This is a genomic window from Streptomyces sp., from assembly GCF_036566765.1.
Lineage (GTDB): Bacteria > Actinomycetota > Actinomycetes > Streptomycetales > Streptomycetaceae > Streptomyces.
The window spans coordinates 20,677-35,295 of record NZ_DATCVQ010000480.1 but is presented as its reverse complement, the minus strand read 5'-3'; the positions used below and the strand labels follow the sequence as shown (position 1 = coordinate 35,295).

Below are 14,619 nucleotides of genomic sequence, written 5' to 3'. Positions count from 1 at the left end.
GATGGCCTCCACCTGGACCTCCGCGATGATGCTGTCCAGTTCACCTTCCTCCGGGTCGGTGAAGAACGGTGTGCTGACCATTTCCGCAACCGCCTGCGTGTAGGCGCGGTGAGACTCCTCCTCGCCCGGGGGAAGGATCATCGCGCGGAATACGCGCTCCACAACCGTGCGGTGAAGGCCCCACGCGGGCTCGAGCCTGAGTATCAGCAGCGGCGCACGCAGCCTTCAGACGTGGCCGCGTGGCGGCGCTGGTCGGTGGTCATGGCAACGCACAGATCCGTGAGCCCAGCGTCGTCCAGCTCATCGAACACGTCCATGATCCCTACCCATTCAGCGCCCGTGTCCGGCCCACTCTAGGGACGCCCGCAACGGTGGGGCATCGTCCTACCAAGCCGCCGTCACCGTCGCACCCCCGAGGTGGGTGTGAAATGTGAAGACACCGCCTAGCTAGGTGCGAGGCTCCGGAACTTCGATCCCGTCCAGCAAGGCGACCGCCACGTCCACCGCGTCCTCAAGCCCGTAGCCGGTGGCCGCCCGGATCACCTTGACCGCCTGAACCTGCCGCTGGGCCCGCATGTGCTTGAAGGCCTCATGCTGAGCCTCGACAGGCACGGGCAGCATCCGGGCGCGCTCAGGCAATGGCCGCATCCACGGCGGCAGATCTGCACGGTGCGGCCTTATCTCCCGCCGCGGCCTTGCTGTGCTCGGCCTCCGCCGAAACCACCCGAACAATCCGGACTCCTCGATCATGGGCATGCCAGGGGACGAGGCTACAACACGATGCTTTGCCACCCCTGTTAAGCCCGAGACATCACCCGTGTCAGGCCAGATCGCTGGTGTCGAGGTCCAACTCGAACGGCTCGGGCAGGCGGATCAGGGCGCCGAACGGGCTCGGACCGTCGACGCGGGTGTAGCCGAGCCGGCCCGGCTCGGAGTACAGGGTGACGCGCTGCTCCTGCCGGTCGACGACGAGGTGGAGCGGCGCGCGGTACTCGGCGTACCGCTTCCGCAACACGAAGTCCTCCGCGCGGAATCTTTGGCTCGCGAGGTTCCAAGACGCGGCGCAGAGGGTTAGTGCCCAAGCCACCGCGGCGTAGTTGATCAAGCATCTGTGAACAAGCATCTGTGAAGTACCAAGGTATGGCTGCCGCCATACGGGGAACAGATCTTGAGGTCGCGAGGCGCACGGGGGAGGGGAGTGGCCGGTGGCGTGGGTGACGACGCTGGGGCCCGACATGGCTCAGGTCGACTACCGGCTGAGTGCCCAGTGCGGCTGCGATCTGGAGCACCAGGGGACGGTTGGTGAGGCTGACGGACAGGTCGAGTACCGCCTCGGTGACGCGCTGGATCTGGAGTGGATCGGCGGCGGTCTCGCGGATGTCGGTCTTGTGGCCGGCGAGAGCGTCGACGCAGAGCAGGCGCGCCTGCTGATGGACGGTCGGCATCCGCTCACCGGCCAGGTGCTGGTGGTGCCGAAGGTGGCCGTGGATCCCCGAGGCAAGCTTCCCGCGCGGCCCCTGGCCGAGGCGGTCACGGCGGTGGCGGCGGAGCGCGGCATGGGCGTCGATGAATTGCTGGGCGGCGGCAGGCTCGCCGCGCGGTTCGCGCGCCTCCTGCGTGGCGTGCACCGTGATGGGGAGCGGCACCGGGTTCCGTTCCGGGAGGTCGAGGCGCTCGCCGCGGCGGCCGGCGTCGACGTGAAGCAGGTGTACGGCGGGGGTGAGGCGGCGGAGGCCGCGGCGCACGCGGACGCCCGGGTACGGGTCGGCACCCGGGGCTACGACGTGACGCTGGACCTGTCGAAGTCGTACAGCGTCGCCGTCGCCCTGGCCGGCGAGGAGCTCGCCGAGGCGCTGCGCGAGACGTTCCTGGAAGCGGCCCGTGAGACGGTCGCCGCGATGGAGAGCTGGGCTGCGTACGCGATGGTCGGCGAGCACGGAGGCGGCAAGATCGCCGACCGGGTCGACGTATCCGGCTTCCTCGGCTGGATGACGGTGCACTACTCGGCCCGTCCGGTGAAGGGCGAGCCGGGGGAGCGGCCCGTACCCGGAGATCCGCATCTGCACGTTCACGCGAACATCGCGAACCTGGGCCTGGCGGCCGACGGCAAGTGGCGCACCGTAGGGGCAGGCGGCCGGGACGTCCACCGCCACGCTCACGCCGCCGACGCTCTGGTGAAGGCCCGGCTGCGGCAGTTGACCGGAGAGCGGTTCGGCATGCGGTGGGAGCGGCACGCGGAGACGGGCGCGTGGGAAGTCGTCGGCATCGACGAGGGGCTGCGCCGTGCGTTCTCCCGTCGCAGCGCGCAGATCGTCGCCATGGCCGACGCGAATGCGAGCACGGGGGAGCAGAAGCTCGTCGCCCGTCGGCTGGCCGAGAGCAAGGACACCTTCGTGACGAAGGCCGATGTGCGGGCCTCGTGGCGGGCGCGTGCGGAGGCGGTCGTCGACGACGTCGATGCGATGATCCGCCGAGCGATCCCCGGTCCTGGAGGTCCCGACGGGCCGTCGGTGACTGGACCGGGCGGCGGTCCGGTCATGCCGTCGCCGGAGGACGTCGCTGCGTTCGTCTGGCGTCGCGAAGGCGGACTGACCGAGTCACGTAAGGCCGTCACGAGGGCGGACGTCCTGGCCCACGTCATCGACGCGTGCCCGGCCGGCGTGGCCGACCTCGCGGCCGCCGAGGCCCTCACCGACGCCGTTCTCGCCGTCGACAGCCAGGCCGTCTCTCTGCCTGTGCAGGGTATGACGCATCTGACCAACTCCCGGCGCTATACGCACGCGTCGATCCTCGCCGCCGAGCAGACCATCGCCGAGACGGTCGCCGACCGGCTCGACGAAGGCACCGCACAGATCACGCAGGATGCCGCAGAGCTCGCCGTCTCCGCGTTCGAGGCACAGCGCACCACCGATCCGATGCGGCCCTTCGAGATGTCCGACGAGCAACGCGCCGCCACGATCCGGTTCCTCACAGGAAGGCACGGCGTCGACGTGCTGCGCGGCAAGGCGGGCACCGGCAAGACCACCATCATGTCGGCGACTCGGATCGGCTGGGAGGCCGCCGGCCTCCGCGTCGCAGGCGCCGCCACCGCGGCGGTCGCCGCGTCCCTGCTGCAGGCCGAGTCCGGCATCGCCAGCGCCACAGTGGCGAGCTGGCTCATGGACGTACGGGCCGGCGGCCGCCGCATGGCGCACACCGACGTCCTGGTCCTCGACGAGGCCGCGATGATCGACGACCGCGACGTCGCCGAGCTGCTCACGGCGGCCGCCGAGCACGGCGTGAAGGTCGTCGGGATCGGCGACTGGGCCCAGTTGAAGGCGATCGGCGTCGGCGGCGGCTTCAAGCGGGCCTGGGAAATCGCCGACGGCCTGGAGCTGAGCGAGAACCGCCGCCAGAAGGACGCAGGGGAGCGAGCCGCGCTCGAGGCATGGCTGGACGGCGGACGCCGCACCGCACTGTCGATGCTCGCCGAGCACGGCCGCGTCCACGCCGTCCGCACCCCCGACGAGGCGTACGCCGCGATGCTCGGCGCGTGGAAAGACACGGTCGCCCGGCTGGAGGGCGACGTCCACGACCGGATCGAGGACCTCGTCGTGCTCGCCGCCCGCAACGCCGACGTCGAGGTCCTCAACGCCGGCGCGCGCGAACTGCGCAAGAAGGCCGGCGAGCTCGGCGAAGGCCACACCTACGCACTGGCCGGCGGCGGACGTCTCGAGCTCGCGCCCGGCGACATCGTCCGGATCAAGCGCAACGACTACCGGACCCGGCGCGGCGGGGACATCGACATCCTCAACGGCTACCGCGGACAGGTCACTCACACATCGAAGGACGGCGTCACCGTCGAGTGGCGGCGACCGGCCGAGGACGGCGGACACACGCTCGAGCGCGCCTGGATCCCCGCCGGCCAGATCGCCGACGGCGCCCTCATGCACGGCTACGCCATGACGATCGCCGCCGCGCAGGGACTGACCGCCGACCACGCGCTCGTCTACGGCGTCGGCGCCGACGCCCACGCCCTGTACCCCGCCCTCTCCCGGGCCCGGCAAGCCACCCACCTGTGGCTGCCGGCCGGCGTCCTCGAGAGCGACGAAGTCCGTCTGAGCCTCGGCGACGCCCGCAGCCAGGACGAGCTCCTGGACCGCGCCGTCGCCGCATACGCCGACTCACTGGAGCACGACCGGGACGACCGCATGGTCTCCGACGAACTCGAGGCAGCGCCAGCCGCGCCCGTCCCGCAGCAGGCCCGCCTCGGGCACATGGCTGGGCGCGAAGAGCCGGAGTTCGAGGCATGGGACGCCCGCCCGTACGGGCACATCGCCACCGGGCGCCTCACCTCACTGATCGCCGACCGGACGGACAAGGCCCACCGCGCCGAGCGCCTGGCGACCGACCTGACCCGGCAGGCCGAGGCCAAGAGGGCGGCGCTGGCCGCCCCGGTCACGCCCGGTCAGGTTAGGGCCCGCAAGGCTGCCGAGGCCCTGGACCAGGCCGACCGACTCGCCGCGACCGCCGCCATGGAGCGGGCCAAGGAGCACGCGGCGGGCGAGGCCGTACGGCAGGCGCAGGAGATCCGCCAGCAGTTGGAGGAGGCGAAGACCAGGTCCCGCCTCGCGCTGCGCCTGGCTGGCACCAGCCGCAAGGAGACCATCGCGCTCAGCGCCGAGTACGCCCGCAAGGAGGCCGCGGCGCACGAGGAACTGCTCCACGCCGGACGCGCCGCAGCCGCCGCCCAGCGGGAGGCGTGGGCCGCGATCGGCAACCTCGAGACCGTCGACTGGTTCGAGGAGCAGGGCTCGCGCGGGCAAGCGCCGCGCGACGTCGTCGAGCTGCAGCGTCGGCTCGCGGCGATGCGCGACCGGCTCCCGGACATCGAGCGGACCACGAACCGCGCCATTGCCGAAGACGCCGAGCAGGCCGAACGCCATGCCGCCGAATTGCGTGCCGCAGCGCAGCGTCACGCCGCGATGGCGGACAAACTGCGGGACGAGAGGACCGTGCGCTCCCGCATGGCCACCGAAGCCCCCGCCCAGCACGCCCGCGAGACACAGGAGCGCGCCGAACATCTCAAGCAGGCCCGACAGCGGGCTGCCAACCAGACCCGCGAGAACGCCCGGAGGGCACAGGCCGGTTACCGCTACCAGCCGCCGGACCAGGGCCGCACGGGACCCTCTTTCGGACGCTGACACGCGGGGAGCTGCTGCGGTCGGCGACGTGCCCGTCGGGCTCGTTGTGCGCTGAAAGGGGAACGGGCGATGGGGACGCCGTAGGTCGGTTGCGGAGCCGTGACTGACTGCCGCGTCCGAGAAAGGGGTCAGGCCAGGGCTGGAGAAGCATCGAAGCGACGTTGCTTGTGGACGCTCTGATGCACCGAATAGGGCTTCCTTCTCATTTGTCGGGATCAGTGAAAGTGGTGCGGAACGAACCCCTACTGCCGTAAAGTCGCAGGTCACGCAGTCTGCTCCCCGCACCCGCGGGGATGGTCCCCGCGACGCCGAAGACCTCCAGGCCGCCGCGGACTGCTCCCCGCACCCGCGGGGATGGTCCCGACAGGGTGGTGCCCAGAGCGCGGAGGTGGTTCTGCTCCCCGCACCCGCGGGGATGGTCCCGGTAGCGGCGGAGGTGATCGCGTCGGATAAGCCTGCTCCCCGCACCCGCGGGGATGGTCCCCGTCGTCGGTCTCGGGAGACCGCGACGCCTGACTGCTCCCCGCACCCGCGGGGATGGTCCCATCGTTTTCAACATCGCATTGGGGCGCGTAGCCTGCTCCCCGCACCCGCGGGGATGGTCCCTGACCATCTGCCAGAGCAACGACTCATCTGCCCTGCTCCCCGCACCCGCGGGGATGGTCCCATGACGAGGAGCGTCGCGATCATCGCGCCGATCTGCTCCCCGCACCCGCGGGGATGGTCCCGGCGTCGGAGTCCACCTCCACCTCGAAGACGCCTGCTCCCCGCACCCGCGGGGATGGTCCCGCTCCACGGGCGCGGCCCTCCAGAGCCTGCTTCTGCTCCCCGCACCCGCGGGGATGGTCCCTGCTTGTGCCGCGCGATATCCCCCGCAGCGACCTGCTCCCCGCACCCGCGGGGATGGTCCCCGTGCGCACCAAGGCGCTCGGCCAGCAGGAGCCTGCTCCCCGCACCCGCGGGGATGGTCCCCCGTCGTCAACCTCGCACGTCTACAACTCCGTCTGCTCCCCGCACCCGCGGGGATGGTCCCGCCACAAGACGTCGTTGCTTGAGAACTGCACACTGCTCCCCGCACCCGCGGGGATGGTCCCACCGGGTTCAGCCCCAGTTCGCTGACCATGTACTGCTCCCCGCACCCGCGGGGATGGTCCTGAAATCGTCATGAGCAATGACAATGCGAACAACTGCTCCCCGCACCCGCGGGGATGGTCCCCCGCGCACCATCGCGGCGCTCGCGAACGCAGGCTGCTCCCCGCACCCGCGGGGATGGTCCCTGCACGACATCGGTATGCATGCTGAAGATCTTCTGCTCCCCGCACCCGCGGGGATGGTCCCATCCTCTACAGCCGCTTCGACATTGTCACCGCCTGCTCCCCGCACCCGCGGGGATGGTCCCCGGGCCACCCAGCGCGCCATCCTCGGCAAGCGCTGCTCCCCGCACCCGCGGGAATGGTCCCCGGGCCGGGTACGTCACCACCTGCTCCCAGCCCTGCTCCCCCGCACCCGCGGGGATGGTCCCAGGTACTTCCCGTTCGTCGCAGACGAGGGAGTCTGCTCCCCGCACCCGCGGGGATGGTCCCCAGCCGCAGCGGCACGAGTAGGTGTTGAGGTGCTGGCCGAACGGGATCTGGGTGCGGGCGGCGACGAGCTGCGCGGCCTGCTCCCCGCACCCGCGGGGATGGTCCCCGCGAGCGACTGGCCCGGCTCTTGAGCGTGCCCTGTTCCCCGCACGAGCGGGGGGCCGTCCGACACGCCTGCGACAGCTCACCGACCCATGAAGTTGGCGGGCACGGTCGTGAGCCCACCCCGCGTCCCGGGCAGTCAGCTGATGGTCGGGTAGGCCGTCAGCTCGTCGGTGGAAGGGGAGAGCGCGACACCGGTGTATTCGTTGACCAGGTCTGGGGCGATGCCCGGCCGCGTCGGCACGTCTGCTCCGGTACGGGCGTCCAAGCTCAGGGCGCCGTCGTCCGTCTCGCCGTAGACCCGCCCATGCCACACCGCGGTCACCCGCGGTGCGATACGGCCGGCGTTCGCGTCCGGCAGCTGCCACAGGGTGGCACCGGAGACGGCGTCGAAAGCGGTCACGGGAGACTCCGAACCGCCGATGCCGCAGACGACGGTGCGTGCGCCGTCGTGATCACAGTTGGCCCCGGTGGCAGTCTTCGAAACGTTCTTCTTCACAGCTCCGGTCTTCGGGTCGAGGAACTGCTCGTACCTGATATTGGAGTCGGACTTGTCGCGTGCCCGAGCCTGGACGAGGTGCGGACCAGCCGGATGCAGGTCGAGGTTGAGGCGCTCCGGTCCACGCCACCGCTCGGTACCGGTGGCCAAGTCGTACCCGGCCGCTGACGAGTAGTCGTCCGAGGGTTCGTTGCGGACCTCTCCCGTCACGATGCCTTCCGTGACTGCGGAGGCTTGGAACTCGTCCCGGGTCCACAGAAGGCGGTGGGTCCTGAGGTCGATCCCGTAGGTCGTGCTGGCGGAGTAGATCACGTTGTCGTCGCTGCTGACCGTGACGACGGCCACGTGCCCTGAGGCACCGACGACGGAGACGACACTCGGGTCCATGCCTTCCATCGCCCCTTCGGGCATCGTCAACGGCAGCCGCCAAGTGAGTTTGCCGGTGCCGGCATCGGCCGCGACGACCTCGATGAGGTCACGTGCGGCCTTGGTTCCCTCCCCTGGCTGTCGCACGAGGAATGAAGCAAGCATCAGGGGGGTGCTGCCCTCGGTGACTACCGGCGGTGCGGCACCGTTGCGGTTGTCAGGTGCGAGTTCGGTCAGTGGTTCGCTCTCAGGCCTGATGACGTTCTTGACGACTCCCTTGGTCGTGTCGAAGGCCAGGACACGGTCGGGTGTGGCCACGTACGCCGTCTCTCGGTGGAGGGCAACCGGGATCTTCTTGCGGGCCAGCCACGTGCCGCCCACGCTGATCAGGCCGGAAGATGCCTCCCATGGCATGCGGACGCCACCCTGAAGGTCGAATTTCTCCGGTGGATCGTGCGCGACGCGCGTCGGGCCGGGCAGTGCCTCGGCGGGTGTCTGCTGAGCCGCGGCGGGACGGTCTGGCCCTTGCGTGCAGCCCGTGACGGCGGCCAAGGCCACGGTCGCCATGACTGCTGAACAACTCTGTAAGAACATCGACTTCACGCGAGACTCCATCTTCGCCAGATCAGATGATCACTCTAAGGTGACGAACTTCTTGATCACCTTCTGGCCGGCTTGCTTGAAGCTGGATCGGGTCCGCGGACTGGGTACCCGACGCGAACCGGGAAGACAGCTCGTCTGTCGCCCTCCCGAAGGGACGCCTCCACCGATGATGGATTTCGTCTTGCTTTTCGGTCCTCAGGGGCTCGGGGGGTAGCCGGTGTTGCCCTTCCCGGCCTCAGACGCAGCCACTTCGTCCGCCGGAGCCGGTGGTTGCTCGCGTCGGCGGTGGAGCAGGCACAGTCCATCTCCTCAGCCAGCTGCGTTACCGGGCCTAGCTAGGTTCTGTCCGGCGGATCACGGCGGCATAGGCTCCGATGCATGCACAGCTCGCTGACAGAGCACGCCCGGTGCGTCTACGGAGACGAGTACCAACCGACGCCGGAGTGCGGCCGCGAACATCGGGAGCACTATTTCGTCGAGGAGCTCACGTTTGCCGACGCGGAGTCGATCCTGACCATGCTGCGCGAGCTCTGCCCGAACGTGTGCGACGGTTACCTGCCGGTGTGGATCCGGAATCTGGCCTTTCGGCTGGTGCTCTTGCAGCGGCCGAACGAGCCGGAGCTGATGCGAGCAGCAGCCGAGAGCCTCTATCTTCACGGGCCTGACTGGGACGACATCGCTGCCGACCTTGATCGACGGGCCGACGCTCTGGAGACGGCGGCCTAGGTTGGGCTCATGCCTTGAGCGATAGCCGGACCGCGGCCGCGGTGCCGTGGAAGACATAGGCCCTCTTGTCGTAGCGGGTGGCGACGGCCCGGGAGTTCTTGAGACGGTTGATCGTGCGCTCGACCTCGTTGCGGCGTTCCTCCGCTCTGCTGACGGCGCGCCCGTGCTTGACCAGGCGGGTCGCGTTGTTGGCCTCGTCTCCCACGCCCTGGGCACCACCGGAGTCGTCTGGATGACACCTCTCGACGTGATCGCTGACCAGGTCCCGCACGCCACTCGGGACTCACTGACCGGCGGGTTCGGGCGGCCGTTCCTGCTGAAGGAGAAGTAGGCGCCGGAGTCGGAGAGCGCGGTGTGGTCCTGGCCGTCCCGGCTTCCGCCGTGCCCCGCCCATCGTCCCAGTGATTCTCCAACCGAGGAGACCCACGTCGAGCGCACACGCAGAGGGGGAGACGCGCTGACGGACTGCCGATTCGTCCCAAGTGGCGAGTGCAGCGCCCGTTCGACTTCCTGGAACGGGCGCTGCGATTCTCCTCTGCCGCTGCTCTGCCAGGCTGCGCTGGTCATCCGCCGGCCCGTGACTTGTTGGATGGCGGTTCTTCGGAGGGGTTCCTGGACATTCTGGTCGGCGGGGTTTGCAGCCGAGATGCTTACATGGGTGGCTGGCGCGCCACCGCAGCACGAACGGCTACCGATTCACTACGGCACGCCGGGGGGTGAGTCGCTGCGGTGGTGCTCAGGACGCTCAGCCGCGATCAGGGCGATGGCCTGTGGACGCGGCTCGCTGACCGACGAGGGAGATAGCAGATGGCAACACCGCAGGGGGAACCGTTCGCAGACGCGACCGACGAAGCGGCGCAGACCGCCGCGATGGCGGTACAGCTGGTATTGAACATTGCTGACGCGGCGCGCCGAGCAGCTGAGCAGCGGCGGTCAGGTGTGGCCAGGGCACAACCACTCGCTGACGTAGCCATCTCCGAAGCCGCTGGTGACCTCAAGAGCACGCTCCCGTGGGACATCGCCACGGCCTTGATGACCAGCGCGGACTGGCCGCACATGGCACAGCAGCTCTCGGCGCTCAAGCTCGCGGGCGTGGACCTGGCCGACTTCCTGCCGCGCGTCGGTGAGATCGCCGTGACCGTGCGGGATGCGGTCGAAGCGAACCTTGAGCGGGTCGCCCGCGAAGGCACGGGTGAGTGGGAGAAGGTGCTGCGCGAGACTCTGCCGGCGGGCCCGGTGCGGGAGGCGATCCTGTCCTCCCCGGCGTGGCCGGACATCGTGGCGACGATGGCGCGCCTGGACGAACGTGGCGTGGACGTGCGTCAGATCCTCGCATCGGCGCACGACGAAGGCCTTGGGGTCGACCGGGCGGTTGGGAAGGTGCTCGCTGCGGGCGAGGCGCCGACCACGAGTCGGGACGCGATGGTGTCGTACGGGCCGATGACGACGGGGCTCGACATCCCGAAGGATCTCGACCTGTCTGACCGGGCAGGGGCGCTTGGGCAGCTGGCGATCTCGCCCAAGGAGAACGAGCGCTTCGCGCGCATGGTGCGGGAGGCGATGCCCGGCCGGGAGCGCGAGGCCGACCTGATGGTCATGGCGAGGCAGTGGCCGTTGGTCGCCGCGCGGATGGCCAAGATGGAGAGCGAGGGCCAGCCGGTCAAGGCGCACCTTGCCGGGCTGATGAAAGACACCTCCTGGGAACACGGGCCTGGGTCGCAGATCGGCTCGCGGCTCGTGCAGGCGGCCCACGACGTCCTGCGTCGACCGTCTGGCGGGGCGCCCACGGGGGGATGGCCCAGGGTCGACACGGCGGCCGCCCGGTCGCGGTCGTCGACCGTGAGTCCTGCCGAGTCGCAGTCGGCCAAGCGGCTGGCGCATGCGGAGCCTGGGGCAGCGGCTCGCCGGCAGGCTGCGCCGGCTGCGAAGCGGGGCAAGGCGAGGTAGCCCCCTGCGGCCGCAGGCGGTGAGGGGTGTCTACGGGTGCGGCTTCCCAACGCTGGAAGACACCGGATGAGGATTGCTTCCCATGCAGCAAGTGATCGTTTCCCAGGAAACTGAGTCGCTGTCGTCCGGAGCACGGACCACACTGGCGCAGTGGACACCCGCCGCCCTTGCCCCTGTTGTGGCCATCTCGTCTTCGATGTCCAGGACGGATGGCCCGGTTCCTACGCCATCTGCCCGGTCTGCCACTGGGAAGACGACCCTGTCCAGCTCCGCTGGCCGGTCACGCCGCGTGGAGCCAACAGCGTTTCGCTCCTCGAGGCCCAGCAGAATTTCCGGGCATACGGTGCCTGCGATCAAAGGGGACGGAGGTTCGTCCGGCCTCCGGCGGCTGACGAACTTCTTGACACGGCGTGGCGCCCGATCGACCCGGCCACGGATCTGTTCGCGGATTCCGAGCATGAAGATCGCCGTCCTTGGCCCGAGGACCGGGCAGTCCTGTGCTGGTGGCTCCCTTCCTTCTGGGGAGCCCCCGAGGAGCCGGCATTCGATTCGGAGCGCCAGGTGGTGATCGACGTCGGTTCGGTGCGCAGTGAGCGTGATCTGCACGAGGTCCTCAAACGGGAACTCGGCTTCCCTTGGTTCTACGGCATGAACTGGGCCGCGTTCTGGGATGCGATCACCGGCCTCGTCCAGATGCCCAGGAGTCTGCGCTTCATCCACTGGGCCGAGTTGGAAGCGCGAGAACCTCTGGCTGCGACTGCACTCCGCGACCGATTGGTCAGGTACGAGGAGACAGCCCAAGGCTTCAGCGCCGTCTACGACCGGTAGCTGAGGCCGCCTAGGGTCTGTCCGGCCTGTCACCCCTGGTGTGCCAGGGTGACAGCCGCTGGCACCGCCCGGCGAGGTTGGGACCGCAGCTATGGGCACGTTGACGGGGTCAGATCAGGGCGCGGAGTACCAGCAGTACAGGCTCAGACCTCTCTCCGTACGGCTGCTGACCAGGGCTGACAGGTACTCAAGGAGGTATCGCGCTGTCGGGCGAAATCTCATCGTCCGGCTCGGAGGCGGTCTCAGCCCACGTCATGGCTGTGGTTCGGAGTCGATCCATTCCTGCACTGGCCAGAGCCATGCAGAGTCGCTGCGGAATGGCGAAGACGGTGAATAAGCCGTCGTTGGCCAAGGGCACCAGGTGTCTGAGCGGACTCTCCGCCCCCGTCAACAGGACCTGCCACCTGAGAACCGCGTCATCCGGATAGATGCCGTCACACGGCACGGCGGGAGAATCGTGGCTCTTGCGCGGTCCTGCCAGCACTGGTCGGACTTCGTCGTCTGCAAGGAAGAACTCTCCTACAAGCACCATCTAGCCCGGTCAAGGTGACTGCTCCGCCCCCGGGGACACTAGGGCGTCGGACCCGGATCTTCTCCAGCACCGGGATGAACTGTGGGCTGTCGGCCGCCTGTCCCGCGGTCCTGAGGCTGCGGTGATCGAGGCGCGCAGGAGTGTGTCCGCGGTGATCGTTGCGGAGCGGCTCAAGTGAGCGAATCGACTGAGCAGGTGCAGACCGCAGATCGTCTCTGGCAGGAATTCCGCCAAGAGCCTTTCCCCGACAGCTTGCGACATGCCACGTTCCGGGGCACACATGTGTGGCTCCTCGAGTTGGACATCGCCGGCTGCGTTCTTCGTTGGCTCGACAACAGCGGCACTCTCGACTCGAAGAACAGCATCCTCCTCCAGAGCCGCATCGAGGACCTGGACCGAGTCATCCCTGAGATCAATGACCTTGTAGGAGCCCAGTACTGCCAGCGGTTGCACCAGCTCGCTGTGCTCGTGTCAAGGAATCTACCCAGCACCAAATGAGACGGCCCGCACCGTGCCCTGCGAGCGTTCGACCCACTCCTCGATCTTCGGCATGAACGGGTCGATCACCTTCGGCCGGGACACCGGCCCGCCAGTCGGGCGACCGGCGTCCCTCATTCGTGCGTACCGGCGCACGGTCTTCGGATCGACCCCCGCCAGAGCTGCCGCCGAATGCCTACAAGGATCTTGCGCTGTCCGCTCTCAGTCTCTTGGTCCGGAGTGTTGCGGAGCTCGAAGGCTGTGCGAGGCCGCTTCCTTGGCGGCTGCCGCAAGCGACGAGGTCAGGATCGAGACGGTGACTTTAGCGGGCTCGATCGCGGATCGGGTGGCGCATGCGACTCGGCCCGGTCTGCAGCCAGCACCTTCGGCACCGCCCCGTCGAGGCGCAGGCCTTCGCGCACGGCCTCCGAGGATCCTCGATCACCTGTCCGGCTCGGGCATGGTGACCAGGCGGCTGGAGGCGGGGAAGCTTTGCTCGCGTGTGTAGGTTCCGATTTCAGTTGTCGTCCGGTGGCAACGTGACCTGGCATTTTGGAGTGCTGTACAGGCTTCCTGCCGGGGTTTTGTCCGGACGATCTGTCGGTTTCTTCAGGCCGCGGGTGCGGTGTTGGGCTTCGTGGCGGGCGGCGCGGTGGCCCTCAGGCGCGAGGGTGTAGAAGGTGCGGCGTTTGCCGGGACCGCGGCCTGGGGTGGCTCTGTTCATCCAGGCGACGTCGTCTTCGAGGCGGCTGGTGAGCCATCCTGCGCGTTCGAGCCGCTTAAGCAGGGGATAGAGCGTCCCTGGATCGAGTCCAGTGCGTGCGATGACCTCGGCTCCGTAGAACTCTTCCTGCGGTCGGATGAGCAGGTGGCGCAGGAAAACGAGCGTAGGCCCGGCGATGCGGATGCGCTCGACAGTGATGTCGCTGAAGGGGGTGCGCGGGCTGGGGTCAATTGATCGAGATGACTGACCCCGACCCGCTAGCGTGTTGACGTGCACATCCTCGATGACCCTCGCTTGTCGCCCCGTGTCGCGGCTCTCCTGGCGCGCGCACGGCGTGGCCCTTCGATGCCCGCTGTTCGGATACGCGAGTTGGCCCGCGCGGAGGCTTCCGACAAGAGCGAGGCACTAGTGCCCCATGAGGCCATCGAGGCGATGATCCGTTTCGAGGAACGCTACGGCGGCCTGTGGTACCCACTCATCACCTCCAACGGCATGGAACATGGCCTGAACGGCGAGGCCACCATCTACCCCAGCATCGACGGCTGGGGCTTCCGCGGAATCCTTGATGGCGATCAGACGTGGCCCGTTGACGTCCTCCTCGACGGGCGCACTGTCATGACGCTCGCGGGACAGCCCCGGATTATCAACAGCAGCATCGTCCAGCGCCTGGAGGCCCATGCTCAGTTGGCCCAGGTCCGGGGCTGGCCCCATGTGACCCTGGGCGTGGCCACCGAACCCGGTCAGGAGCCAGTTGTCGCCGAAGCGCGCCTCCCGGCCCGCGATGTCGAGGCGACTGGGCCCGCCGACAAGTGGTGGAGCAGCAACGAGACCGCTATCCATCTGAAGCTCCACAAGTGGTGGGGCGACGAAGACATCTGGGCCGCGCGCTGCTTCGCCAGGAAGGCTGAGGACCTGCCGGCGACAGTCGCATCAGTACAGCACGCGGTGACCGGTGGCGTGTGGATGGACGAGGAGTGGTGCGGGTTGTGCACCCACTTCAGGAAGCCAGCGCAACCCTGCCTCCCGCGGGGAAGCAGAACCGCATAGAG

Annotated in this window: 9 protein-coding genes, 2 pseudogenes and 1 CRISPR repeat array; of the genes and pseudogenes, 6 read left to right on the top strand and 5 right to left on the bottom strand. The window is 68.8% G+C overall.

Features of this window, described 5'->3' with window-relative positions:
- Window positions 1–447: 447 nt before the first annotated feature.
- Both VIU94_RS28310 and VIU94_RS28305 read right to left on the bottom strand, forming a co-directional pair.
- A complete protein-coding gene (locus VIU94_RS28310; RefSeq protein ID WP_331915454.1) occupies window positions 448–612 on the bottom strand; it encodes a hypothetical protein in 165 nt (54 codons plus the stop codon).
- 208 nt (window positions 613–820) lie between these two features.
- Window positions 821–1,015, bottom strand: a pseudogene (locus tag VIU94_RS28305) (Uma2 family endonuclease); the annotation flags it as partial.
- A gap of 190 nt (window positions 1,016–1,205) precedes the next feature.
- Between VIU94_RS28305 and mobF the strand changes: the two are divergent.
- Entirely contained in the window at window positions 1,206–5,183 is a 3,978-nt protein-coding gene (mobF, locus tag VIU94_RS28300; RefSeq protein WP_331915453.1) for a MobF family relaxase, read from the top strand.
- Window positions 5,184–5,455: 272 nt separating this feature from the next.
- A CRISPR array of direct repeats spans window positions 5,456–6,766; the repeat unit is 29 nt; unit sequence CTGCTCCCCGCACCCGCGGGGATGGTCCC.
- Window positions 6,767–7,007: 241 nt separating this feature from the next.
- Here mobF and VIU94_RS28295 read toward each other — a convergent pair.
- The gene (locus VIU94_RS28295; RefSeq protein WP_331915456.1) at window positions 7,008–8,327 is read right to left on the bottom strand and encodes a BamB-related PQQ repeat family beta-propellar protein; all 1,320 of its coding nucleotides are present in this window, start codon (window positions 8,325–8,327) and stop codon (window positions 7,008–7,010) included.
- Window positions 8,328–8,714: 387 nt separating this feature from the next.
- Here VIU94_RS28295 and VIU94_RS28290 point away from each other — a divergent pair, with 387 nt between their 5' ends.
- Window positions 8,715–9,062: a hypothetical protein gene (locus VIU94_RS28290; protein WP_331915452.1), complete on the top strand. Its 348-nt coding sequence runs from the start codon at window positions 8,715–8,717 to the stop codon at window positions 9,060–9,062.
- Between the two features lie 7 nt (window positions 9,063–9,069).
- On the opposite strand, the pseudogene VIU94_RS28285 reads toward VIU94_RS28290, so the two are convergent.
- Window positions 9,070–9,198 (bottom strand): annotated as a pseudogene (locus VIU94_RS28285) (IS5/IS1182 family transposase); the annotation flags it as partial.
- A 671-nt stretch (window positions 9,199–9,869) separates the two neighbouring features.
- Between VIU94_RS28285 and VIU94_RS28280 the strand changes: the two are divergent.
- The 3 genes from VIU94_RS28280 (at window position 9,870) to VIU94_RS28270 (ending at window position 12,867) form a co-directional block, all read left to right on the top strand.
- Complete coding sequence (locus VIU94_RS28280; protein ID WP_331915451.1) at window positions 9,870–11,009, top strand: hypothetical protein; 1,140 nt, start codon at window positions 9,870–9,872, stop codon at window positions 11,007–11,009.
- Between the two features lie 150 nt (window positions 11,010–11,159).
- The gene (locus VIU94_RS28275; protein WP_331915450.1) at window positions 11,160–11,837 is read left to right on the top strand and encodes a CPCC family cysteine-rich protein; all 678 of its coding nucleotides are present in this window, start codon (window positions 11,160–11,162) and stop codon (window positions 11,835–11,837) included.
- Window positions 11,838–12,543: 706 nt separating this feature from the next.
- Window positions 12,544–12,867 carry a hypothetical protein gene (locus VIU94_RS28270; RefSeq protein ID WP_331915448.1) on the top strand — a complete coding sequence of 108 codons (324 nt, stop codon included), beginning with the start codon at window positions 12,544–12,546 and terminating at the stop codon, window positions 12,865–12,867.
- 496 nt (window positions 12,868–13,363) lie between these two features.
- Here VIU94_RS28270 and VIU94_RS28265 read toward each other — a convergent pair whose 3' ends face one another.
- Window positions 13,364–13,846 (bottom strand): PadR family transcriptional regulator, encoded by a 483-nt coding sequence (locus tag VIU94_RS28265; RefSeq protein ID WP_331915446.1) that lies wholly within the window; start codon window positions 13,844–13,846, stop codon window positions 13,364–13,366.
- Here VIU94_RS28265 and VIU94_RS28260 point away from each other — a divergent pair.
- Window positions 13,841–14,617: a hypothetical protein gene (locus VIU94_RS28260; protein ID WP_331915444.1), complete on the top strand. Its 777-nt coding sequence runs from the start codon at window positions 13,841–13,843 to the stop codon at window positions 14,615–14,617. The two genes, VIU94_RS28265 and VIU94_RS28260, sit on opposite strands and share 6 nt — an antisense overlap.
- Window positions 14,618–14,619: the final 2 nt, after the last annotated feature.